The organism is Streptomyces sp. NPDC003032, assembly GCF_053591415.1.
The window spans coordinates 48,286-70,911 of sequence record NZ_JBSFTT010000007.1; the positions used below are offsets into that span (position 1 = coordinate 48,286).

19 protein-coding genes and 1 pseudogene are annotated in these 22,626 nt (G+C 71.2%); 11 read left to right on the top strand and 9 right to left on the bottom strand.

Going from position 1 to position 22,626, the window contains the following annotated elements; translation table 11 throughout:
• The first annotated feature begins 34 nt into the window (after positions 1–34).
• The 3 genes from ACWDZ7_RS12085 to ACWDZ7_RS12095 are packed head-to-tail and all read left to right on the top strand — an operon-like array spanning position 35 to position 2,832.
• Positions 35–967 (top strand): metal-dependent hydrolase, encoded by a 933-nt coding sequence (locus tag ACWDZ7_RS12085; RefSeq protein ID WP_451796572.1) that lies wholly within the window; start codon positions 35–37, stop codon positions 965–967.
• Position 968: 1 nt separating this feature from the next.
• The gene (locus ACWDZ7_RS12090; RefSeq protein WP_451796573.1) at positions 969–2,039 is read left to right on the top strand and encodes a PDR/VanB family oxidoreductase; all 1,071 of its coding nucleotides are present in this window, start codon (positions 969–971) and stop codon (positions 2,037–2,039) included.
• Positions 2,040–2,094: 55 nt separating this feature from the next.
• Positions 2,095–2,832, top strand: coding sequence for a TetR/AcrR family transcriptional regulator (locus tag ACWDZ7_RS12095; protein WP_451796574.1), 738 nt, complete (start codon positions 2,095–2,097; stop codon positions 2,830–2,832).
• Here ACWDZ7_RS12095 and ACWDZ7_RS12100 read toward each other — a convergent pair.
• On the bottom strand, positions 2,808–3,167 hold the full coding sequence (locus ACWDZ7_RS12100) for a 5-carboxymethyl-2-hydroxymuconate Delta-isomerase (protein ID WP_451796575.1): 360 nt from the start codon (positions 3,165–3,167) through the stop codon (positions 2,808–2,810). The genes ACWDZ7_RS12095 and ACWDZ7_RS12100 overlap by 25 nt on opposite strands.
• Positions 3,168–3,218: 51 nt before the next feature.
• Here ACWDZ7_RS12100 and ACWDZ7_RS12105 point away from each other — a divergent pair, with 51 nt between their 5' ends.
• On the top strand, positions 3,219–3,743 hold the full coding sequence (locus ACWDZ7_RS12105; RefSeq protein ID WP_451796576.1) for a GNAT family N-acetyltransferase: 525 nt from the start codon (positions 3,219–3,221) through the stop codon (positions 3,741–3,743).
• 12 nt (positions 3,744–3,755) lie between these two features.
• Here ACWDZ7_RS12105 and ACWDZ7_RS12110 read toward each other — a convergent pair whose 3' ends face one another.
• Both ACWDZ7_RS12110 and pulA read right to left on the bottom strand, forming a co-directional pair.
• A complete protein-coding gene (locus ACWDZ7_RS12110) occupies positions 3,756–5,390 on the bottom strand; it encodes a SpoIIE family protein phosphatase (RefSeq protein WP_451796577.1) in 1,635 nt (544 codons plus the stop codon).
• 77 nt (positions 5,391–5,467) lie between these two features.
• Positions 5,468–8,173 carry a pullulanase-type alpha-1,6-glucosidase gene (gene pulA / locus ACWDZ7_RS12115; RefSeq protein WP_451796578.1) on the bottom strand — a complete coding sequence of 902 codons (2,706 nt, stop codon included), beginning with the start codon at positions 8,171–8,173 and terminating at the stop codon, positions 5,468–5,470.
• Between the two features lie 225 nt (positions 8,174–8,398).
• On the opposite strand from pulA, the gene ACWDZ7_RS12120 reads away from it, so the two are divergent.
• The 6 genes from ACWDZ7_RS12120 (at position 8,399) to ACWDZ7_RS12145 (ending at position 15,286) form a co-directional block, all read left to right on the top strand.
• The gene (locus ACWDZ7_RS12120; RefSeq protein ID WP_451796579.1) at positions 8,399–9,694 is read left to right on the top strand and encodes an extracellular solute-binding protein; all 1,296 of its coding nucleotides are present in this window, start codon (positions 8,399–8,401) and stop codon (positions 9,692–9,694) included.
• A gap of 62 nt (positions 9,695–9,756) precedes the next feature.
• Positions 9,757–10,635: a carbohydrate ABC transporter permease gene (locus ACWDZ7_RS12125; RefSeq protein ID WP_451796781.1), complete on the top strand. Its 879-nt coding sequence runs from the start codon at positions 9,757–9,759 to the stop codon at positions 10,633–10,635.
• A 14-nt stretch (positions 10,636–10,649) separates the two neighbouring features.
• On the top strand, positions 10,650–11,561 hold the full coding sequence (locus ACWDZ7_RS12130; RefSeq protein ID WP_451796580.1) for a sugar ABC transporter permease: 912 nt from the start codon (positions 10,650–10,652) through the stop codon (positions 11,559–11,561).
• A gap of 44 nt (positions 11,562–11,605) precedes the next feature.
• On the top strand, positions 11,606–13,258 hold the full coding sequence (locus tag ACWDZ7_RS12135; RefSeq protein WP_451796581.1) for a glycoside hydrolase family 13 protein: 1,653 nt from the start codon (positions 11,606–11,608) through the stop codon (positions 13,256–13,258).
• Between the two features lie 25 nt (positions 13,259–13,283).
• Complete coding sequence (locus tag ACWDZ7_RS12140) at positions 13,284–14,309, top strand: LacI family DNA-binding transcriptional regulator (RefSeq protein WP_451796582.1); 1,026 nt, start codon at positions 13,284–13,286, stop codon at positions 14,307–14,309.
• A gap of 104 nt (positions 14,310–14,413) precedes the next feature.
• Positions 14,414–15,286 (top strand): phosphatase PAP2 family protein, encoded by an 873-nt coding sequence (locus ACWDZ7_RS12145; RefSeq protein ID WP_451796583.1) that lies wholly within the window; start codon positions 14,414–14,416, stop codon positions 15,284–15,286.
• Positions 15,287–15,353: 67 nt separating this feature from the next.
• On the opposite strand, the gene ACWDZ7_RS12150 is transcribed toward ACWDZ7_RS12145, so the two are convergent.
• Positions 15,354–16,943: an amidohydrolase gene (locus ACWDZ7_RS12150; RefSeq protein ID WP_451796584.1), complete on the bottom strand. Its 1,590-nt coding sequence runs from the start codon at positions 16,941–16,943 to the stop codon at positions 15,354–15,356.
• A gap of 156 nt (positions 16,944–17,099) precedes the next feature.
• Positions 17,100–18,545, bottom strand: coding sequence for an APC family permease (locus ACWDZ7_RS12155; RefSeq protein WP_451796585.1), 1,446 nt, complete (start codon positions 18,543–18,545; stop codon positions 17,100–17,102).
• 183 nt (positions 18,546–18,728) lie between these two features.
• On the opposite strand from ACWDZ7_RS12155, the gene ACWDZ7_RS12160 reads away from it, so the two are divergent.
• Positions 18,729–19,337 (top strand): TetR/AcrR family transcriptional regulator C-terminal domain-containing protein, encoded by a 609-nt coding sequence (locus tag ACWDZ7_RS12160; protein ID WP_451796586.1) that lies wholly within the window; start codon positions 18,729–18,731, stop codon positions 19,335–19,337.
• Positions 19,338–19,356: 19 nt separating this feature from the next.
• On the opposite strand, the pseudogene ACWDZ7_RS12165 reads toward ACWDZ7_RS12160, so the two are convergent.
• The 4 genes and pseudogenes from ACWDZ7_RS12165 to ACWDZ7_RS12180 all read right to left on the bottom strand — a co-directional run.
• Positions 19,357–19,419, bottom strand: a pseudogene (locus ACWDZ7_RS12165) (hypothetical protein); the annotation flags it as partial.
• 16 nt (positions 19,420–19,435) lie between these two features.
• The gene (locus ACWDZ7_RS12170; protein ID WP_451796587.1) at positions 19,436–19,666 is read right to left on the bottom strand and encodes a Scr1 family TA system antitoxin-like transcriptional regulator; all 231 of its coding nucleotides are present in this window, start codon (positions 19,664–19,666) and stop codon (positions 19,436–19,438) included.
• A 198-nt stretch (positions 19,667–19,864) separates the two neighbouring features.
• Positions 19,865–20,854: a hypothetical protein gene (locus ACWDZ7_RS12175; protein ID WP_451796588.1), complete on the bottom strand. Its 990-nt coding sequence runs from the start codon at positions 20,852–20,854 to the stop codon at positions 19,865–19,867.
• A gap of 33 nt (positions 20,855–20,887) precedes the next feature.
• On the bottom strand, positions 20,888–22,612 hold the full coding sequence (locus ACWDZ7_RS12180) for a CocE/NonD family hydrolase (RefSeq protein ID WP_451796589.1): 1,725 nt from the start codon (positions 22,610–22,612) through the stop codon (positions 20,888–20,890).
• Positions 22,613–22,626: the final 14 nt, after the last annotated feature.

Consider the following 22,626-nt stretch of genomic DNA (forward strand, 5'->3'; position numbering starts at 1 on the left):
TACCGCCCCACCTACCCATCAGTACATTGACGCCATGTCTAATACGCAGAGCCGGGGGCCCGAGCCCGTCGCGTCCGAGCACACGGCGCTCAAGGCACGCAACGTCTCCTTCTCCTGGGAGAACACCCCGCTCCACTGGCTCCCGAACGACCCGTTCACCACGCACACCATCAACGTGCTGCATCTGCTGCTGCCCGCCGGTGAGCGGTGGTTCGTACACGTCTACAAGCAGGTCCTGCCGCACATACGTGACGAGCGGCTGCGCGAGGACGTCATCGGGTTCATCGGCCAGGAGGCGATGCACTCGCAGGCCCACGACGAGGTCCTGCCGCACCTCAGGGAGCAGGGGCTCGACCCGACGCCGTACACCGCCCAGGTCGACTGGCTCTTCGAGAAGCTGCTCGGGGACCGGACGCTGCCGCCGGGCAGGCCCCGCCACTGGTGGCTGATGGAGCGCGTCGCGATGATCGCGGCCATCGAGCACTACACCGCCTTCCTCGGCGACTGGGTCCTCAACGCCGAGGAGCTGGACCTCAGGGGCGCCGACCCGACCATGCTGGACCTGCTGCGCTGGCACGGCGCCGAGGAGGTCGAGCACCGGTCCGTGGCCTTCGACCTCTTCATGCACGTCGACGGCGGCTACGGGCGCCGCGCGCGGACCTGGGCGACCGCCTTCACCGCCCTGGTCTTCCTCTGGCAGCGCGGGGCGCGGTTCTTCATGGAGAACGACCCGACGCTCGTCGGCGGCAAGGCGAGCTTCAAGGACTTCCACCGCAGCGGACGCGCGGGCACGCTGCCCTCCACGGGCGACATGATCCGCTCCATCCCCCGCTACCTGAGCCGCACTTACCACCCTTCGCAGGAGGGCAGCACGGCACAGGCCGTCGCCTATCTCGCCTCCTCGCCGGCCGCCGTCGCCGCCGCCGCCGAGAAGGCCGGTGCCCAGCAGTCGAACGGGGGTGTCTGACATGCCCCGCGTCCGCACCCTCGCCCTCGTCGCGGGCGGCGCCCTGCTCGCCCGGCGGGCCATGCGCCGCCGCATCGCCGCCTCCCCGCTGTGGCCACTGCCCGCCCTGGAGGAGCCGGTGTCCGGGCAGCCGCGCTCCCGGGCGCTGCGGCTGCGCGTGACGCGGCACGAGCGCGTGGCCGACGGTGTGGTCCAAGTGCGTTTGGAGGGCGTGGACTTGCCTCCGTGGCGGCCCGGCGCCCATCTCGATCTGGTGCTCCCCTCGGGGCTGGTACGCCAGTACTCGCTCTGCGGCGACCCCGAGGACTCCTCCTCGTACACCGTCGCGACCCGGCTGATCGGCGCCGAGCAGGGCGGCAGGGGCGGCTCGCGCGAGGTGCACGAACGGTTGCGGGAGGGCGTCGAGGTGGAGGTGCGGGGGCCGCGCAACCGCTTCCCGCTCGCCGACGCCCCGTCGTACGTCTTCGTGGCCGGGGGCATCGGCATCACGCCGGTCCTGCCGATGCTGCGGGCCGTCGACGCCTCGGGCGCGCCGTGGCGGCTGCTGTACGGGGGGCGTACGCGTGCCTCCATGCCGTTCCTCGAAGAGGTCGGGAAGCTCGGCGGGGCGCGCGAGGGGCGGGTCACCGTCGTCGCCGAGGACGAGGACGGGCTGCCGGACGTGGCCGCCTTCCTGGACGGCACGCCGGAGGGCGCCGCCGTTCACGTATGCGGGCCGGAAGCGCTGCTGGACGCGGTCGGTGCCGCGCTGCCCGAGGGGTGCTCGCTGCACCTGGAGCGGTTCTCGCCCCGCGCCTCCACCGGGGGCGGTACCTCCTTCGAGGTCGAACTGCGCCGCAGTGGACGCACGGTGGCGGTCGCGGCGGACAGTACGGTGCTCGCCGCGGTCCGCGCCGAGCTGCCGAACACGGCGTACTCCTGCGAGCAGGGATTCTGCGGAACGTGCCAACAGCGCGTCCTGGAAGGGGAGATCGAGCACCGCGACGAGCTGCTGAAGGACGACGAGCGGGCCCGTTCCATGCTCATCTGCGTCTCGCGGGCGCGCGGTGAGCGGCTCGTCCTCGACATGTGAACGGCCCCGGCGGACCGGCCCGCGGAAGGCCGGTTCCGCTCGGTAAGGTGTTCGCATGACAACCGGGGTGCGCCGCAGGATGGGTGTCGAGGAGCGGCGGCAGCAGTTGATCGGGGTCGCGCTCGACCTGTTCAGCCACCGCTCGCCCGACGACGTCTCGATCGACGAGATAGCAGCGGCCGCGGGCATCTCGCGTCCGCTGGTCTACCACTACTTCCCCGGCAAACTCAGCCTGTACGAGGCGGCGTTGCGGCGGGCGGCCGAGGATCTGGCCGAGCGGTTCGTGGAGCCGCGCGAGGGCCCGCTCGGGACGCGGCTGCTGAAGGTGATGGGCCGCTTCCTGTCCTTCGTCGACGAGCACGGGCCCGGCTTCTCCGCGCTGATGCGGGGCGGTCCCGCGGTCTCGGCGGGCGGCGCCTGCCCGGTGGGGACGGCGTCGACGACCAACGCGCTGATCGACTCGGTGCGGCAGGCGGCGTACGACCAGATCCTCGCGCACCTGGGCGTCACCGAGCCGCCCGCCCGGCTCGAACTCGTCGTGCGGTCCTGGATCTCGCTGGCGGAGTCCACGGCGCTGCTCTGGCTGGACGGGCGGCGCGTTCCGCGCGGGGAGCTGGAACTGCAGCTGGTGCACGACTTCGCGGCGCTGACCGCGGTGAGCGCCGCCTACGACGAGGAGATGGCGGCGCTGCTGCGCTCCATCCTCGCCAGGGAGCCGGCCGACGGTCCGTTCGCCGAGCTGATCGTCCGCCTTGTCGCGCTGGCGCCTCAGGCGTCCGACGACTTGCGGTAGGACTCGTCCAGGTCGCGGATCTCGGCCGAGGCGTGCAGGACGAGCCCGCCGACGGGCTTCACGTACTGCCGCACGAGGTCCAGCGTGCCTTCGGTGACCCGCGCCTTGGTCCGCGCCGAACGGCCGGGCAGCAGCCCGATCATGACGTGCACGATGCCGTCGTCGCCGGTCCCGCCGCCCACCACGCTGTCCTCGGTCCGCACGAAGCGGGTCTTGCAGGCGTCCGCCTCGGCGTCGGCGACGTCGACGAGCAGCGGGTGCAGGGCGAGCGCGAACCCCCTGCGGTCGAAGTCCTCGGCGAGCCGCTCGGAGTAGTCGACAGTGATCTGCGGCATGGCCACACCCCTCATAGGTCCGATGTCATGCCCACCTTTACGGTGATCGCCATGACGGCGCAACTGACCATCCGCAGTGCGGACGAGACCGACACGACCACCCTCGCGAATCTCTACGACGGTGCGGCCCGCTGGATGCTGGAGCACGGCATCGACCAGTGGAAGCCGGGCGACAAAGACGAACGGCACTTCCGCCGGCTGATCACCTCGGGCGCGGAGGAGGTGTGGCTCGCCCACGAGGGGGACGAGGTCGTCGGGGCGTACGAGGTGTGGTGGGACGACGTGGCCGCCTGGGGCGTGCGGGAGCCGGACGCGGGCTATGTGCACCGGCTGATGGTGCGGCGCGGGGCGCGGCCCGGGACGGGGCGGGCGATGCTCGCGCGGGCCGAGCGGCGGATTGCCGAGGCGGGGCGCGAACTGTGCCGTCTGGATTGCGTGTCGGCCAATCCGCGGCTGCGCGCGTACTACGAGGGGGCCGGGTACACGGTCGTCGGGGAGCTGACGGGGAAGGTCGCCGCCGACGGGAGTACGTACGGCGTGACGCTTCTGGAGAAGCGGCTCACCGGCGCCCGCTAGGCGGGACCAGGCCTAACGCTCACCGGTCAGGCGCAGGGCGAGGAGCGCGATGTCGTCGTCGCTGTCGTGGCCGAAGCAGGCGAGCAGTGTGTCGCAGAGGGCGTCGACGCCGAGCGGTGCGTCGCCCGCGACGGTGCGCAGGTGTTCCATGGAGACCACGAGGTCGGTGCCGCGGGTCTCGATGAGCCCGTCGGTGACCATGAGGAGCCGGTCGTTGGGGCGCAGGAGCGTCTCGGTGGGCGTGGGCCTGTCCAGGCCGAGGCCGAGCAGCGGGCCGCACGCCTTGAGGTAGTCGGCGCTGCCGGTGTCGTTGACGACGAGGGGCGGGATGTGCCCGGCGTTGGCGACGCGGGTGCGGCCGGTGCCGGGGTCGACGAGCGCGAGGCAGAGGGTGGCCGTCACGTCGGGGTGGTAGCGCTGGAGCATCTTGTCGAGGCGGTGGGCGAGCGCCCGGGGGTCGGGTTCGTCGACGCAGTAGGCGCGCAGGGCGTGCCGGATCTCGACCATCACGGTGGCGGCGTCCAGGGAGTGGCCGACGACGTCGCCGATGGCGGTGAGGACGCCCGCCGAGGTGGGCAGCGCGGCGTAGAAGTCGCCGCCGATCTCCGTGTCGCGGGAGGCGGGTTCGTAGCGCACGACGACTTCCGTGCCGGGCATCTGCGGTACGTGCGCGGGCAGGAAGCTGCGCTGGAGGGTGAGGGCGATGTGGCGTTCCATCTCGTACATGAGCAGTCGCTCCGCGGCGAGCGCGGTGGCGTGGGCGAGCCGCCCCACGAGACGCCCGGTGTCGGGGATGGATCCTCGGGCGAACGTGGGTGTGGCGAGGCAGACGGGTGCGCAGCCCTCGCGGCTGCGGGCCAGGGCGAGCCGGGCGCCGTCGGGCGGTCCAAAGCCGCCGGGCGGTTCGGCCTGGAAGAAGCCGGGCGGCCACAGCGGGGTGGGCGCGATGATGCTGCGCACGCCGACGTGGCCGGACATGATGCGCAGGACGAGGCGGGCCACCGCTTCGTGCGCGCCGTCGTCGGGCAGCGAGGCGGGGGTCCTGCGCCGGGACAGGCCGCGGTGCAGGGCGCCGTCGTCGCCGACGATGAACGCGGCGGCGGGGCTCCGGGTGAGGCGGTCGGTGCCCGCGGCGGCGGCGTCGGCCAGTTCGCGCGGGCAGCGGGCGGACTGCACGTCGAGGATGGTCTCGGCGAGCCGCGTCAGATGGCCGGCCTGTGCCTCGGCGTCGCTGCGGTGGCGGGCGCCGCGGGCGACGGCGCGGACGACGGCCTGGATCTCCTCCGGTTCGGCGGGCACCGTCAGATAGGCCTCGCCGCCCGCGTCGAGGCCGCGGCACCGGTCGGCGGGGGCGACGCGGGCCGCCGAGAAGTGGACGATGGGCAGGGCGGCGGCCCATGGTGATTCCTTGAGGCGGCGGCAGAGTTCGAAGCCGCTCATGTCGGGCAGGCCGACATCGACGAGCGCCACGTCGGGCAGTGCGCCCGCGCGGTGGCGCGCTTCGAGTTCGCTGAGGGCCTCGCCGGCACTGGCGACGAGGATGACGCGGTGCCCGTCCCGGCGCAGGACGGCGCCCAGCGCGTACCGACTGGCGGCGACGTCGTCGACCACCAGGACCGTGGTGCCTGCCTTGCCGTTGCTGCTCAAGCTGGCCCCTTTGGGGCTGTTCGGAGGGGGTGTCGGTGGGGCAGGCCGCCTCATGCCTGCCCCACCAAGTTAGCGCCCTAGTGCCCGCGCCGGGAGAAGACGGCGACGGTCCGACCAGGAACGGTGAAGATCCCCGAACCCGCTTCATACGAAGCGGATTTCACGATATCGTCTGCGCCCTTTGCCTGGACGGGGTGCAGTGCGTACGTCTTCCCGGCGGCGGCCGGCACCTGTTGTCTCCGCGCCTCGGGGGTGGCGTTGAAGACGACGACGAGGCCGCCGGCGCGCAGGGTGATGACGCCGGGCGTCTCGGTGCGGCCCGACAGAGGGAAGGAGAGCGTCCGCTGCACGTCGGCGGCGGTGCGCTGTCCGAAGGCCGGTTCGGTCGTACGGATCTCCAGCAGGTCACGGTAGGCGGCCGAGGTCGCCTCGATGTCCGGGCAGCCCACGCGGACCGACGTCAGCAAGGGCTTGGCGTAGGGCCACTTGGGCCTGTTGTCGGCGGCCGGGGGCAGCCCGCGGCCGAAGCCGTTGCCGTCGCGGCAGTCCCAGTGCAGGGCGTTGAACCAGTCGCCGCTGTCGTAGGAGTTGCGGTCCAGCGACTTGGAGCGCAGCCGGTCGCTGCCCGCCTGGGAGAGCGCGGGGCCCTGGGAGAGCGCGGCGGTGGCCATCGCGAGGACCTGCATGCGCGAACGGGCGGCCGGAGTGGTCGTCCTGGGCAGTTTGAAGGCGAGGGCGTCGAAGAGGGTTTCGTTGTCGTGCGCGTCGGCGTAGGCGAGGGCGTCGCCGGGGGCGGCCGCGTAGCCGGCGGGCGCGCCGTTGTAGTCGACGTCGGAGCCCTTGACCTCGCGGCCCGTGGAGGCGGTGAAGGTGTAGTCGGCGAGGTTGCCGGTGAGGCCGACCTTGATCAGGTCCTGGTAGTGCAGGAGCCGGGCCTTCTGCTCGGCGGGGCTGCCGTTGGCCCGGGAGGCGTTGGGGTCGGTGTAGAGGCCGCTGGCGAAGCCCTGGACGCCGGGGTCCTCGTCGAAGGGGCCGCCGCCGCGCACCGCGTCGCGGGCGCGGTCGGAGAAGGTGGCGATGCCGGTGCCGGCCATGTTCTTCTGGGTGGCCTGGACGAAGCGGGCGTCGTCGGCGGCCTCGCCGAAGTTCCAGCCCTCGCCGTAGAGGATGATCCGCTCGCCGTCGACACCGTCCTTCTCGGGGGTGAGGGCGTTGAGGGCCTTGCGGGCGGCCAGGATGTTGGCCTTGGGGTGGTGGCCCATCAGGTCGAAGCGGAAGCCGTCGACCTTGTACTGCCGGGCCCAGGTGACCAGGGAGTCGACGACGAGCTTGCCCATCATGGCGTTCTCGGTCGCGGTGCCCGCGCAGCAGGTGGAGGTCGCGACGGTGCCGTCGTCGAGCAGCCGGTGGTAGTAGCCGGGCACGATTCTGTCGAGTACGGACTTGGGGTCCTGGCCGCTCGCGGCGGTGTGGTTGTAGACGACGTCCATGACGACGCGCAGCCCGTCGCCGTTGAGGGCCTTGACCATCTCGCGGAACTCGCGGGTGCGGCGGGTCCCTTCGGGGTCGGTGGCGTACGAGCCTTCGGGCACGGTGTAGTGGAAGGGGTCGTAGCCCCAGTTGTACGCGTCGTCGGCGGCGACGGCGGCCACGCACTCCTGCTGCTTCTCGGAGTCGGCGGCGAAGGAGGCGAGGTCGCAGTCGGGCCTCTTCTGGTCGGCCTTGTGCTCGGGGATGGTCGCGATGTCGAAGGCGGGCAGGAGATGGACGTACGACGTTCCGGCCTTCGCCAGCTTCCTCAGGTGCCGTGAGCCCTTGCTGCGGGTGTCGGTGAAGGCGAGGTAGGTGCCGCGGTGGCGGGCCTTCGCCGTCCGGTCGGTGGCGGAGAAGTCCCGGATGTGCAGCTCCTGGATCTGCGCGTTCCGCAGCGGCACGGCCTTCGGCTTCTTCAGGGCCGTCCAGCCCTTGGGCGCGAGGGACCTGGCGTCGAGGTCGACGACGACGCTGTGGGTGGAGTCGGCGGTCAGGGCGAGCGAGTAGGGGTCGGTGACCTTGTTGGTGACGACCGCGCGGGCGCCCGGGGACCAGACCTTGACGACGTACCGGTAGGGCTGGCCCGTCCACTGCTTCGGCCCGGTCGCGGACCAGACGCCGCTGGCGCCGTCGCGCCGCATCGGCACGCGCTCGCCGCCGAGTTCGAGGACGACGGAGTGAGCGGTGGGGGCCCACACGGAGAGCGTGACCCGGCCCTCGCGGAAGACCGGGCCGAGCCGCGCCTTCGTGGCGCGGGAGGCGTACAGGTCGTCGAGGACGCCCTGGGTCTGGACGCCGGTGGCGGTGAGCAGGGTGCCGTCGGGCGACTGCTGGGTGAGGATCACCTGGCCGGTGAGGTCGTCGGGTGTGTGTTCGCGGTCGCGGGGGGCCACTTCGTAGGCCGCGTACCGGGCGAGGTGCGGGAACTTGGCGCGCTGGGCGGCGGTGAGGCCGCCGGGGACCTTGCGCAGGGTGGACTCGCGTCCGGTGCCGTTGAGTTCGCCGTCCTCCACGGCGAGCCGTCCGTCGTGGTCGGCGACGAGCTTGGTGGTGGTGGCCGCGGTCCCGCTGTCGTCCTTGACGGCGACGGTGGCGCGGTCGATCCACTGGGCGGTCGACTTCCCTAGGTCGGGCGGGCCGGGGTCGGGGGGCGGGGCCGCCCCGGCCGGTATCGCGGTGCAGAGGGCCGCGACGAGCGCGAGGACGATGCCGGTGACCGCCACGGTGCGGTGCCTGAGCTGCTGGGCCATGACCGGGGAACGTACCGCCGGGACCGTCTTGCAGCAAGAGATTGCAAGAATCACCGGCCAAGGAGCCCCAGGAGTCCCGCCTCCACCCTGCCCCGCTCATAAAAGAAGCCAGAAAGAGCCCTGCAAAGCCTTCCGCAAAACCTTGCAAGGCTGTTAACTTCCTGCCAGCCCGGCAGCCGTCGATGGGACGGACGGCACAGCGGGTCCACCCCTCAGGAGTTCACTATGCGACGTGGCATATCGATCGCCGCCGCGGTCTGCGCCCTTGCGCTCACCGCCTCCGCCTGCGGCAGCGACGACGACCAAGGCTCGACCGGCAAGGCCAAGGACGCCAAGGACATCTCCGGCTCCCTCACCTACTGGGACACCTCGGACGCCACGACCGAGGCGCCGGTCTACAAGAAGCTGATCGCCGACTTCGAGAAGAAGTACCCGAAGATCGACGTCGACTACGAGAACATCGAGTTCGCGTCCATCGAGCAGAAGTTCAAGTCGGCCGCGAAGACCGGCAAGGGCGCCCCCGACGTGATGCGCGCCGACGTCGGCCTGATCCCCGAGTACGCCTCGCTGCACTACATCGCCCCGCTGGACGGCACCCTCGCCCTCAAGGGCGGCACGGACGACTTCACCGAGGGCCCGCTGGACACCACCAAGTACCAGGGCAAGACGTACGGCGTCCCGTCGGTCACCGACACCCTCGCGATCCTCTACAACAAGAAGCTCTTCAAGAAGGCCGGCGTCGAGAAGGCGCCCACCACCTGGGACGAGTTCATCGCGACGTCGAAGACCATCAAGAAGAAGACCGGCGTCGAGGGCACCTACCTCAACCCCGACTCCTACTTCCTGCTCCCCTTCCTCTACGGCGAGGGCACCGACCTCGCCGACACGAAGACGAAGAAGATCACGATCAACTCGCCGGAGGCCGTCAAGGCCGTCACCGAGGCGAAGAAGGTCTACGACGAGGCGTCCGCCAAGGTCGACTTCGCCAACGCCTACGACAACATGCAGACCTCGTTCAAGAACGGCGAGGTCGCCATGCTCATCCAGGGCCCCTGGTCCGTCACCGACGACCTCTCCGGCAAGGCCTTCAAGGGCGACGAGGACAACCTCGGCTTCGCCCCGGTCCCGGCCGGCTCCGCCGGAAAGCCGCAGTCCCCCACCGGCGGCCACGACCTCACCGTCTACCAGGGCTCGAAGAACCTGGACGCCGCCTACCTCTTCACCCGGTTCATGACCTCCTCGAAGAGCCAGCAGAAGATCGCCGCCGAGACCGCGACGCTGCCGACGCGCGAGTCCGCGTACACCCCCGAGGTCACCAAGGACGCCCGCATCAAGGGCTTCCACCCGATCATGAAGACCGCGCGGCCGCGCGTGGCGCTCCCCCAGGTCGGCAGCCTCTTCACGCCGCTGGTGCAGCAGTACACCAAGATCCTCCAGGGTGACGTCTCCGTGAAGTCCGGCCTCGACGCGGCCGCCGAGGACTTCAAGAAGCTGCTCCCCGGCTACACCATCGGCAGCTGAGGCAGGCAGAGTTGATCACCGCGCTCCGCCACTCCTGGCAGAAGTACTGGTACGCGTGGGCGATGGTGGCTCCGGTCGTCATCGTCCTGGCCGTACTGGTCCTGTATCCGCTCGGCTACGGCTTCTACCTCTCGCTCACCAACGCCAACGAGGCGAACGTGGCGCGGGACATCGGGGCCTTCCACGCCCCGGCGACGTACAAGATGGTCGGGCTCGACAACTACTGGTCGATCCTCTCGGGCGCGGACGGCGACTTCTACCCGCGCCTGACCTGGACGATCGTATGGACCATCTCCTGCGTCGCCCTGCACATCGCCATCGGCATGGGCCTCGCGCTCCTGCTCAACCGCGAGATGCGGGGCAAGCTGCTCTACCGCGCCCTGCTGATCCTGCCGTGGGCGGTCCCCGCCTTCGTCGGCGTCTTCGCCTGGCGTCTGATGCTCAACTCGCAGTACGGCGTCTTCAACGAGATGATCACGGCCGTCGGCCTGCCCGCCCAGAACTGGCTGGCCACCCCGCTCGCCCAGAAGATCGCCGTCATCATGGTGAACGTCTGGATCGGCGTCCCCTTCAACATGGTGGCGCTCCTCGGCGGACTCCAGTCCATCCCCAAGGAGCTGTACGAGGCCTCGGAGATGGACGGCGCCTCCCCCTGGCAGCGCTTCGTGAACGTCACCCTGCCTGGCCTGCGACCGGTGACCAACACCGTGGTGCTGCTCGGCTGCATCTGGACGTTCAACATGTTCGCGGTGATCTATCTGCTGCTCGGCCAGAACACCACCGGCGAGGCGGACATCCTCGTGACCTTCGCCTTCCGCAAGGCGTTCACCGGAGTGTCCGACTACTCCGGCGCAGCCACCTACGGAATCGTGATCCTCGCCCTCCTCCTCGCCTTCTCGACCTTCTACCGCCGCCGCCAGCTCAAGACCGAGCAGGCCTGAGGGGGCCCGTCACCATGACCTCAGCAACCACCCACTCCCCGGCCCCCACCGGAGCCCTCGCCGACACCCCGGCGCGACCGCGCGCGAAGAAGGTCAGGGCCCGCGACGAGCGCTCGCCGCTCGCCTCTCTGGCGCTGCACGGCACGCTGATCGTGGCGAGCCTGGTCGCGGCGTTCCCCGTCGTGTGGATCCTCTTCATCTCGCTGGGCCCGAAGACGGCCTGGCAGAGCCCCGGCGAGGTGCTCGGCAACCTCAGCCTGGACAACTACGCCAAGGTGCTCACCGACACCGACTTCCCGCACTGGTTCGGCGCCTCGGTGATCGTCGCGGGCGGCACCACGCTGCTCGGCGTGTTCCTCGCGGCGACCGCGGGCTACGCGGTCTCCCGGATGCGGTTCCCCGGCCACCGGCAGCTGATGTGGAGCTTCCTGGTCACCCAGATGTTCCCGATGGCCGTCCTGATCGTGCCGCTCTACGAACTCCTGGCCCGCTTCGACCTGATCGACAACTACCTGGGGCTCATCCTCACGTACGCGACGACCGCGGTCCCCTTCTGCGCCTGGATGATGAAGGGCTACTTCGACACCATCCCGCACGAGATCGACGAGGCGGGACGCGTCGACGGCCTCACCCCCTTCGGCACCTTCTGGCGGCTCATCGTGCCGCTCGCCAAGCCGGGCCTCGCCGTGACGGCGTTCTACAGCTTCCTCACCGCGTGGGGTGAGGTCGCCTACGCCTCCCAGTTCATGGGCGCCGACCATTACACCCTCGCCGTCGGAATCCGTACCTTCGCCACCGAATCCCGGGCAGACTGGGCCATGATGACCGCCGCCTCGGTGATCATCCTGATTCCGGCGACGCTCGTCTTCCTTCTGGTCCAGCGCAATCTGGTGTCGGGCCTGACGGCCGGCGGCACCAAGTCCTGACCCGACCCCTCACCGGCAGACTCCCCGCACTCCTAAGGGACTTCATGACCCAGCACGTCACCGCCGCACCCGCCTTCACCGACTCCGTGCCGAGCCGGGAGTGGTGGCGCGACGCGGTCATCTACCAGGTCTACCCGCGCAGCTTCGCCGACGGGAACGGCGACGGCATGGGCGACCTGCCCGGCATCACCGCCCGCCTGCCGCACCTGCGCGACCTGGGCGTGGACGCCGTCTGGCTCTCCCCCTTCTACGCCTCGCCGCAGGCCGACGCCGGTTACGACGTGGCGGACTACCGCGCCGTCGACCCGATGTTCGGCACCCTGACGGACGCCGACGACCTCGTACGCGAAGCGCACTCGCTGGGCCTGCGCGTCATCGTCGACATCGTGCCCAACCACTGCTCCGACCAGCACGAGTGGTTCAAGCAGGCGCTGCGCGAGGGCCCCGGATCACCGCTGCGCGACCGCTTCCACTTCCGCCCCGGCAAGGGCACCGACGGCGAACTGCCCCCCAACGACTGGGAGTCCATCTTCGGTGGGCCCGCCTGGACCCGCGTAGAGGACGGCTCCTGGTACCTCCACCTCTTCGCGCCCGAGCAGCCCGACTTCAACTGGGACCACCCCGCCGTCAAGGACGAGTTCCGCTCCGTCCTGCGCTTCTGGCTCGACCTCGGCATCGACGGCTTCCGCATCGACGTCGCGCACGGCCTGGTCAAGGCGGCGGGGCTGCCCGACATCGGCCACGAGGAGCAGGTCAGACTCCTCGGCAGCCAGGCCGTGCCGTACTTCGACCAGGACGGCGTGCACGAGATCTACCGCGACTGGCGGCGCATCCTCGCGGAGTACACGCGCGAGGACGGCACCGAGCGCATCGCCGTCGCCGAGGCGTGGACCCCGACCGTCGAGCGCAGCGCCCTGTATCTGCGCCCCGACGAACTGCACCAGGCGTTCAACTTCGAGTACCTGACGACCGATTGGGACGCCGAGGCCCTGCGCGCCGTCATCGACCGCTCCCTGGCCGCGATGAACGCCGTGGACGCCCCCGCCACCTGGGTGCTCTCCAACCACGACGTCGTACGCCACTCCACCCGCTTCGCCGACGGCGACGAGGCCCGCGGACTGCGCCGGGCCCGTGCCGCCACGCTGCTGATGCTGGCGCTGCCCGGCTCCGCGTACATCTACCAGGGCGAGGAGCTGGGCCTGCCCGAGGTCACCGACCTGCCGGACGAGGTGCGCCAGGACCCGGCGTTCTTCCGCTCCGCCGGGCAGGACGGCACGCGCGACGGCTGCCGGGTGCCGCTGCCCTGGTCCGGTGAGCACCCGCCGTTCGGCTTCGGCCCGGCCGAGGGCGGCCCGAGCTGGCTGCCGCAGCCGGCCTCCTGGAAGGACCTGTCGGTGGCCGCCCAGACCGGCGACCCGGCCTCGACGCTGGAGTTCTACCGCACCGCGCTCGCCGTGCGCCACGAGCACCAGGCGCTCGGCGCCGGCCGCGGCATCGAGTGGCTGGACGCCCCCGAGGGCGTGCTCGCCTTCCGCCGCACCCGCGCCGGGGCCACGTTCGTCTGCACGGTGAACCTCACCTCGGCCCCCGCCGCCCTGCCCACTCCCGGCACGCTGCTCCTCGCGAGCGCCGAGGTGACGCCGGGCTCCGACGACACCGTCCTGCCGGCCGATTCAACGGTCTGGTGGGCAGCCTGAGATGCGACCGGTACAGTCCAATCCTGTGACCGCACGGCTAGCCGACATCGCAGCCCAGGCGGGTGTCAGCGAAGCGACAGTAAGCCGCGTGCTCAACGGCAAGCCGGGCGTCGCGGCGGCCACCCGCCAGTCCGTGCTCGCCGCGCTCGACGTGCTCGGCTACGAACGTCCGGTGCGCCTGCGCCGGCGCAGCGCGGGCCTCGTCGGGCTGATCACGCCGGAGCTGGAGAACCCCATATTCCCCGCGCTCGCGCAGGTCATCGGGCAGGCCCTGACCAGGCAGGGGTACACACCGGTCCTCGCCACCCAGACCCCCGGCGGCTCCACCGAGGACGAGCTGACCGAGATGCTGGTGGACCGGGGCGTGTCCGGGATCATCTTCGTCTCGGGTCTGCACGCGGACACCTCCGCCGACATGCAGCGCTATGAGCAGCTGCGGGCGCAGGGCGTGCCCTTCGTATTGGTGGACGGCTTCTCTCCGAAGGTGCGGGCGCCGTTCATCTCGCCCGACGACCGCGCGGCGATGAGCCTGGCCGTGACGCACCTTGTCTCCCTCGGTCATACGCGCATCGGGCTGGCGCTCGGCCCCAAGCGGTTCGTGCCCGTACAGCGGAAGATCGAGGGCTTCGTACGCGCGATGCGGGACCAGCTGGACCTCACCCCGGACGAGATCGAGGCGGACCTCGTCCAGCACTCCCTCTACACCCTGGAGGGCGGCCAGGCCGCCGCCGCGGCGCTGATGGACCGCGGCTGCACGGCCATCGCGTGCGCCAGCGACATGATGGCGCTCGGGGCGATACGGGCGGCCCGCCGGCGCGGCCTGGAGGTCCCGGACGACGTCTCGGTGGTCGGCTTCGACGACTCCCCGCTGATCGCGTTCACCGATCCACCCCTGACCACGGTGCGCAAGCCGGTGCCCGCGATGGGTCAGGCGGCGGTGCGTACACTCCTGGAGGAGATCGGCGGGACCCCCGCCCCGCAGAGCGAGTTCGTCTTCATGCCGGAGCTGGTGGTTCGCGGTTCAACCGCTTCGGCGCCCAGGCGCCCCTAGGGCCGTCCCGGGGCCGGACTCGTACTAGCGGTGTAGAGAATGCGGTCCGGACCCGACCAGGGGATGATCGGTCGGGGGGCGGGGATCTGGCAGACTCTGTGCCTATGGGTGAGACGATCGTGACGACACTTGAGGGCCGGCAGGCCCCCGCTGATTCACCCATCGCGGGCGAGGAAGACGCCCGTAATGGGCGGAATCCGGTGCGTCGTCTGCGCACGCCCCGCCGCCCCCGGCTCTGGTTCGAGATACTGCTGATCGCGGTGAGTTACTGGACGTACTCACTGATCCGCAACGCCGTGCCGGAGCAGAAGGCGCAGGCCCTGCGCAACGCCGACTGGATCTGGCGCGTCGAGCAGGACCTCGGGATCGCCGTCGAGAGAAGCGTCAACCACGCCGTGGACTCGGTGACATGGCTCATCGTCGGCATGAACTACTACTACGCGACGCTGCACTTCGTGGTGACGCTCGGTGTGCTGGTCTGGCTGTTCAAGTGGCATCCCGGGCGGTACGCGGCCACGCGCCTCGTCCTCTTCGCCACCACGGCGGTCGCCCTGGTCGGCTACTACCTCTACCCGCTGGCGCCGCCCCGCCTGATGAACGGCACGACCTTCATCGACACGGTCCTGGTCCACCACACCTGGGGCTCGATGGCCTCGGGCGACCTCAAGAACATGTCGAACCAGTACGCGGCGATGCCGTCGATGCACATCGGCTGGTCCCTCTGGTGCGGCCTGACGATCTTCGCCCTGGCCTCGGCGCCGTGGGCCAGGATCCTCGGCCTGCTCTACCCCACGGCGACGCTCGTGGTGATCGTGGCGACGGCCAACCACTTCTGGCTGGACGCGGTGGGCGGCATGATCTGCCTGGCGTTCGGCTTCGCGGTGACCCGCTTCTGGTACGGGGATCTGCCGTATGCGCTGCCGCGGGAGGTGGCGGTGCGGGGTGAGGCGCCGCTGTGGCCGCGGGTCAAGGTCTAGCCCCTCCGCGCGCGAAAGGGGCCGTATCGGATGCGCCGGTACGGCCCCTTTCGCGTGCCGTGCGTCATCAGACCCCTCGGTACGTGACCCGGCCTCCCGCGACCGTCAGGCGGACCGGCGCCTCGGCCACCTCGTCGGCGGGCGCGGCCACCGGGTCGAGGCCGAAAGCGGTCAGGTCCGCCCGGAACCCGGGCGCGATCCGCCCCGCCACGTCCGCCTCACCGGCGGCGACGGCGGCGTGCGTGGTGCAGCCCTCCAGGGCCATGAGCCCGGTGAGTCCTTGGGCGGGACTCGCCGCACCCCGGGGCACCCGGGCCATGGCCAGAACCTCACGCACGTCGTAGTGGGCGATCGGCCAGTCGGAGCCGAGGGCCACGAAGGCCCCGGCGTCCCGGAGGTCCCGCGTGCGCCAGGCCCGGGCGGCGCGGACGTCACCGAGCCGCTTGGACCACTCGTCGGCGTGGTCGGCGCGAGTGTACGCGGTGTGCGGCGGCTGCATCGAGGCGATGACGCCCAGCTCCGCGAAGCGCGGAATCGTGTCGTCCGGCACGGTCTCGATGTGCTCGATCCGGTGCGCGAGACGGCCGCCCGCGCCGAGTGACGCCACGGTGTCGAGTACGTGCCGCACGGCCGCGTCCCCGATGGCGTGGGTCGCCGTCCGCACCCCGGCGGCGTGCAGCCGCCGCACGGCATCCGCGTACGCCTCGGGCTCCGGCCAGAAGGCGTCCGTGCCCTGACCGTGGCAGTCCGCGTGCTCCAGCCAGGCGGTGCCGCCCTCGACGGTGCCGTCCATGAAGAACTTGGCCCCGCCGACCCGCCACAGCCGCCCGGCCTCGCTCTGCAGGCGGATGATCTCCTGGATCCCGGCCTCCCCCACCCCGGGCATGCACCAGGGGGCGAGCCGCAGCCGCAGCGGCAGCTCGCCCTGCTGCTCGACGGCGGCGAGCAGCTCCGGTACGTCGCCGCCGCCGAGATCCATGACATGGGCGCCGGTCAGCCCGGTGGCCGCCATGGCCGAGAGCAGCTCGACGAGGCGGGCGCGGCGCTCGGCGAAGGAGGGCCGGGGCAGCACGGCCTGGACGAGATCCATGGCGGCGTGCTCGACCAGATGCCCGGTCGGCCGCCCGTCCGCGTCGCACACCACGCTGGCCCGCTGGACGAACTCGCGGGGCCCCTCGACCCCGGCGGCGCGCAGGGCGGCGCCGCTGACCAGGGCGGAGTGCCCGTCGTAAAGTCGGATGAAGGCAGGCGCGCCGTCGAGCACGTCCTCGATGAGCACCCGGTCGACGGCCCGCCCCCCGAAGGCATTGTGATCGAGCCCCCACCCGACGACCCACCCCTCGGCCCGCTCGGCGCCACGCAGCGCACCGCGGAGCGCGTCGAGGTCGCGCACGGCGGAGAGGTCGATCCCGGTGGCCATCTCCAGCCCCCACACGGGGTGGCTGTGCGAGTCGACGAGCCCGGGGGTGAGGGTGGCCCCGGCCAGGTCGATCACCTCGGTGCCGGGTCCGCGCCAGTCGCGTACGTCATCGGAGTCAGCGGAGTCACCGACGGCGACGATCACGCCGTCACGGACGGCGACGGCGGTGGCGCGGGGCCGGTCGGGGTCAAGGGTGAGGACGTGGGCGCCGGTGAGGAGGAGGTCGGCTGGGGGCATGGGGGACTCCGTTCAGGTAGGGGTATTGCGCCCCCAGAGGCGGGGGCATCGAACCCGTCCGTACTGGAGGACGAGGGCTCGGGATATCAAGCCCGTCCGGCGATTGAGGACGGACTCGGCGAAGCCGGTGATCTACGGCGCCTGGAAGGGACCGCCCTACTCCCGCTCCGCAGCGAACCCCTCGTACACCTCGGGCCTGCTGCGGCGCAGCCGCCACGCGAGCGCGAAGCCGAGGACGAGCACGGCCGGGACCAGGGAGACAAGAACCGCGTTCACCAGCGGCGAGGCCCCGGTGAAGAGGTCGACGTGCGTGATGACCAGAACAAGCGCCACGCCGAGCAGCACCGTAGCCACGCCGGGGGCCACGACGGTGCGCAGCACGCCCTCTACGTGGCTGATCCGCCGGAAGTAGCACGGCACGGCGACGGCAGCCAGCAGCTGGAGCGTCAACAGGCCGATCATCCCGGGGGTGTTGACCCACAGCATCAGCTGCTGGTACGGATCCGCGCCGGCTCCGGCGAAGGCGAGGACGACGGCGGCACCGAGCACGGTCTGGGCGGCGCCCGAGACGTACGGCGAGCGGTGACGGGGGTGGATGCGGCCGAACGCCCGCGGCAGAACACCCTCTTCGGCGAGGGAGAGACCGTAGCGGTTGATCGCGTTGTGGAAGGCGAGCAGCGAGGCGAGGACGCTGGTGACGATGAGGACGTGCATCAGATCGGCGGCCCAGGGACCCACGTATGTGGTGATCGCGGAGAAGAAGAGCCCGGCGGGTTCGGAGCCCGCCGCCTTCACGACTTGCTCCTCGCCGAATGCCTGGATGACGGTCCAGACGACGAAGGCGTAGAAGAGGCCGAGGAACGCGACGGCGATGTAGGTGGCGCGCGGAACGGTCCGGTCGGGGTCGCGCGCCTCGCGGCGGTAGATGACGGTGGACTCGAAGCCGGTGAACGCGGCGAAGGCGAAGGCCAGTACGGCCGCGGTGCCGGGCACGAGGACGTTGTGGGGCGCGAGGCTCGCGAGCCCGAGGCCGTGGCCGCCACCCTTGAGGAGGACGCCACCGGCGAGGAGTACGAGGATGCCGGTCTCGGCGACGAGCAGGACTCCGAGGAGTTTCGCGCCGAAGTCGATGGAGCGGTAGCCGCCGTACCAGATGAGCAGCAGCCCCGCGAGGGAGACGGGCAGCCAGGGGACGTCGGCGCCGAAGAGGGCGTGCGTGGTGTCCTGGGTGGCGGTGCCGAGCAGTCCGTAGACGCCGATCTCCATGCCGTTGTAGCCGAGCATGGCGAGCAGCGCGGCGGCGATTCCGGCGGGGCGGCCGAGGCCGCGGGTGATGTACGCGTAGAAGGCGCCGCCGCTGCGGATGTGCCGGCTCATCGTGGTGAAGCCGATGGCGAAGACGGTGAGGGTGATGCCGGCGAGGAGGTAGCCGACGGGGGCGCCGATGCCGCCGAGCGAGATGGCGATGGGCGCGACGCCCGCCATCACGGTGAGCGGGGCCGCGGCGGAGATCACGAAGAAGGAGATGTCGGCGGTGCCGAGGGAGCCGGTGCGGAGCGAGGGTTTGGCCTCTGCGGGCGGCTTCGGGGTGGTGACGGGCATGCGGAGGGAGCCCTTCTGCGGCAGGCGGAGGCGGCAGGCGGAGGCGAATGAGAAACCTAAAGGCTTTCGGTTGCGGCAATGTAGCCTCACCTAGGGCAGTCCGGGAAGACCCACAGACTTCACAGACCCCAGAGACCCCAGAGACCCCAGAGACCCCAGAGACCCCACTGAGAGATCGGAACCATGGGCCGGCCGCGCACACCACTCCTGGACCGGGAGCGCATCACGACGACCGCGCTGGAACTCGTCGACGAGAAGGGCGACTTCAGCGTGCCGCAGATCGCGCGGCGGCTCGGCGTGCAGACGGGCTCGGTGTACCACCATGTGGACGGCCGGGACGGCATCGTCGAGCTGCTGCGGGAGCGGGTCTCCGAGGCGATCGACTCCGCGACCCTCGCCTCGGGCCGCCCCTGGGACGCCTCCCTGGCCGCCTGGGCCCGCTCCTACCGCGCGGCGTTCGCGGCCCACCCCAAGGCGATCCCGCTCCTGACGACGTCCCCGGTGCGTGCCCCACGCGTCCTGGACCAGTACGAGCGCGCGGTGACGCTGCTCCTCGACGCGGGGTTCGCCCTCACGGACGTCATGCCGGTGATCACCGGCCTGGAGAACCTCGTCCTGGGCTCGGCGCTCGATCTGGCGGCGCCGGAGACGATGTGGGTCCTGGCCGACGAGACGGCGACCCCCCGCCTGGCCGATGCCCTCGCCGCGACGCCGCAGAGTCGCGCGGAGCGGGCCTTCGAGCTGGCGCTGACGGGGTTCCTCGCGCACGCGCGGGCCATGCCGACGGCGTAGTACGAGGTGTAGACGGGCGTCAGCCCGTTACGCCGCCGATGAACTCACCCCAGGCGCCGGGCCCCACGGCGAGGGCGGGGTCTTCGGGGTTCTCGGAGTCACGTACGGCGCGGGCGCCTCCGGGGAGGTCGGAGTGCCAACGACTCCACCGGGAGTGCGGCTGCGACGATGCGCTCGAACGCGTCGGTGACGTCCGGCATCGGCCCGGGAAAGCCCACGGCGAGGCGTACCTCGGCGAGAGCGGCAATCTCCTCCGGAGAACGCGTGGTCGCGTTCGCGGCGACGGTCTCGCGCGCGTACGACGCGGTCTGCAACAGGGCCGGGATCACCAGAGGTTCGTAGGCCCTTGACGCTCTCGGCGTCGGATTCCGGCGAGATGTAGTCCGCGCAGCTGTACGGCGACGCCATCCACGCCTGCGGCGACTTCGCGCCGCTGGTCGCGGACATGGAGGCGGGGCGGGGGCCGCCGCTGATGGATCTGCTGGCCCCCGGCTGGGACGTGACACGGACGCCGGTGGGGAAACAGGTCAGGTGTCCGCTGCCGCTCGAAGGACCAGGCAGCTCGCCGTCACCCCCTGCCCGCCGTTGACCACTACGGCATATCCACCCGGCGGGACGCCGCCGGGGCGCAAGAGGTACGCGAGGTTGGCCAGGGCGTCCCCGGCTCCCAGGTGGCCGGTGGACGGATCGGGATTCACGGCACGACCGCGCAGCCGCTCGGGCAGGCCAGGCCGGACATGTGAGTCCAGGAAGGATTCCGCCAGGCGGGGCAGGAGAACACCGCTGATACGGGGATCGCCTTCGTCGAGACCGGCATCGTCGAGTGCCTGACGCACGGCGGTCCCCACATTACGACGCAGTTCCTCCACGCTGTGCAGGGCTTCGAGCAGTTGCTGCGCCGTCGCGTCCTGGGAGCGGACACCGCCCGGTTCCATCATGCGCGGGCAGGTATGACCGCTGGTGGCCAGGGACAGCAGGTCCATCGGCCCCGGGCCCGCGGCCAGCACGGCGGCGGCGGCTCCGTCGCCGAGGACCAGCACCGTCGGGTCCGACCAGCGCTGCTCCCCGTACGCCGCGAAGGTGTCCGCCGTGACGGCCAACGCGTGGCGGGTCCGGCTCTCCACGAGCATGCGTGTCACCAGGGACTCCACTGCGGCTACGCCACCGTTGCACGCTTGGACGACGCCGAGCGCGGGGCAGTCGCCGGTGTCCAGCCTCCTGGCAAGGCGGTGCGGCGGGGAAGGCGCCCCGTTCTTGCTGGTGCGGTCGATCCACGCATAGGCGAGGTAGTCCATGTCCTTCGCCGTGCGGCCCGCGGCGGCGAGCGCTTTACTGGCGGCCTTTTCCGCCATCTCCTCCGCGGTCTCACCCTGTCCGGCCGGCACGGACGCGGAGCAGGCTGGAACGCCATCACTGTCCTGGAGGATGCCGTGGGCGACGGCGTCCTCCACACTGCTGCGCCCCTCGGGCAGCCATACGGCGGCTGAAGCCACACTGACACGGGCGTCGATACGCATCGTCAGACCTTTCGTCGAGTGGGAAATGGCCGGTCAGCGCAGGGGTACAGAGACCGAGGAAGGGGCGGACGGGGCAGACGGGGCGGAGGCCAACGTCATGCCTGCCAGCGGGGGGTTGTCCGACACGTAGTGGCTGTCCGCCGCGTCCACCACCAGGGCGACGCGGTGTCCTGCAGGCACGTCGTAAGCGGTCGGCAGCAGCGGAAAGTCGGCGGTGAACGCGGTCCCCGGGGTCCTGTCGCGGAAGGAGTACGGGGCGTGCGTGATCAGGCGTCCAAGCCCCTGCCGGTCGACGTCGTACAGGTAGGCGACCAGTGTTCCGTCCTGAGCGGTGGGCGTGACGTGGAGCCGGGCCCGAGCGGTGCCCCGCACGTGCTGGCTGCGGGGCGAAGGCGCGGTCTTCCATACGGCCGCCAGGGGGCGCCGCAGGGCCGCCATCGGCACGGGCTGCTGCGCCCCCAGTGCGGCCTGCACATTCTGCTGGAGGGCCGGCACGCCGCTGTCGGCGAGGGAGTCCAGCCCGGTGCTGATGCGCTGCGCCGCCTCGCCGGGCCCGGCCGCGGAACCATCAGGTGAGTCCGCGGCACCGTCGACCAGGCTTCCGGCCGGACCGAGGGTGAGCCCCCGGTGCCGACCGGTCATCGCGGACCAGCCGGAGTGGGGCTCGAACCCGTAGCGGGCGCCGAAGTCGGGTCCGCTGTTGACCGGGCGGAGCTGGACCGGCGCCTCACGGTCGATGCCGTTCTTCTGGTCCTTGAGAAGGTGGTCGAACCAGCGGTGCACGCTGCGGAAGACCTCGTTGGACTGCCAGACAGCGGTGAGTTCCGGTCCACCGTGGTCGCCCGGCCGAAGTTCCAGGCGTTTGACCCCACGGAGGCGGTCGAAGAAGGCCCCCAGCTGGTCGGTCGTGGTGGTCAGGCTGTCGCGCCAGGGCTGGGCGATGAACACCGCTGTGCCGTGAGCGTTGATGCGGTCCACGTAGCTGATCGGTGAGCGGGGCCTCGCCCAAGCGGTCATGGCCCGGTGATTCCGCGTCAGGTAGGAGTGCGCGACATTACCCAGGGAGGGGTCCGGCCGGTCGGCGAGCGACACCCCGAGGCCGATGGCAGGTGCCCCGGTGGTGCGGGTCCCGTTGACGCGCAGCACATCTGCCATGTCGGTCCAGGTACTCATGGCTGCGACCGCGTCGATCCGCGGGTCCGCGGCCGCGGCCAGCAGGCTGGTCCCCGCGCCGTACGAGACTCCGGTCACCCCGATGCGGTGCGGGTCGGCGCCGGTGTGGGCGAGCGCCCAGTCGATCACCTGCGACACGTCCGCGATCTCTTGGGGCCTGGCCACGGCCATCCGGGCCCCCGACGGACCCTTTCCCCGCGGATGGTAGAAGAGGTGCACGTACCCGTCCTCGGCGAGGACTCGCTGCGTCCTGAGGAAGAGGACCTCTCCCCCGACCCCAGCGGCGGGCATGACGATCAGCGGGTGCGGGCCGGGTGTCGTCGGCTCGGCGACCATGCCTCGAAGCCGGGTGCCGTCCGGCATCCGCATGGTCACGGGACGGGTGGACACCGGAGTGGCGGAGGAGCGGGCGGCCGGTGTCGGGTCGCCCGCGGTGCCGGCGGTGGTACCGGCCGCGGTGCCTCCGGCCGACACCGCGCAGATCGCCAGACAGGCGGCAAGGGTCAGGGTGCGCACGCTCCGGCGCGGCTTGAGCGGGGCGGGTGAAGAATCAGGGCGTACCTGGTGGTGTGCGGTGCGGATCAACGCGTGCTCCTGTG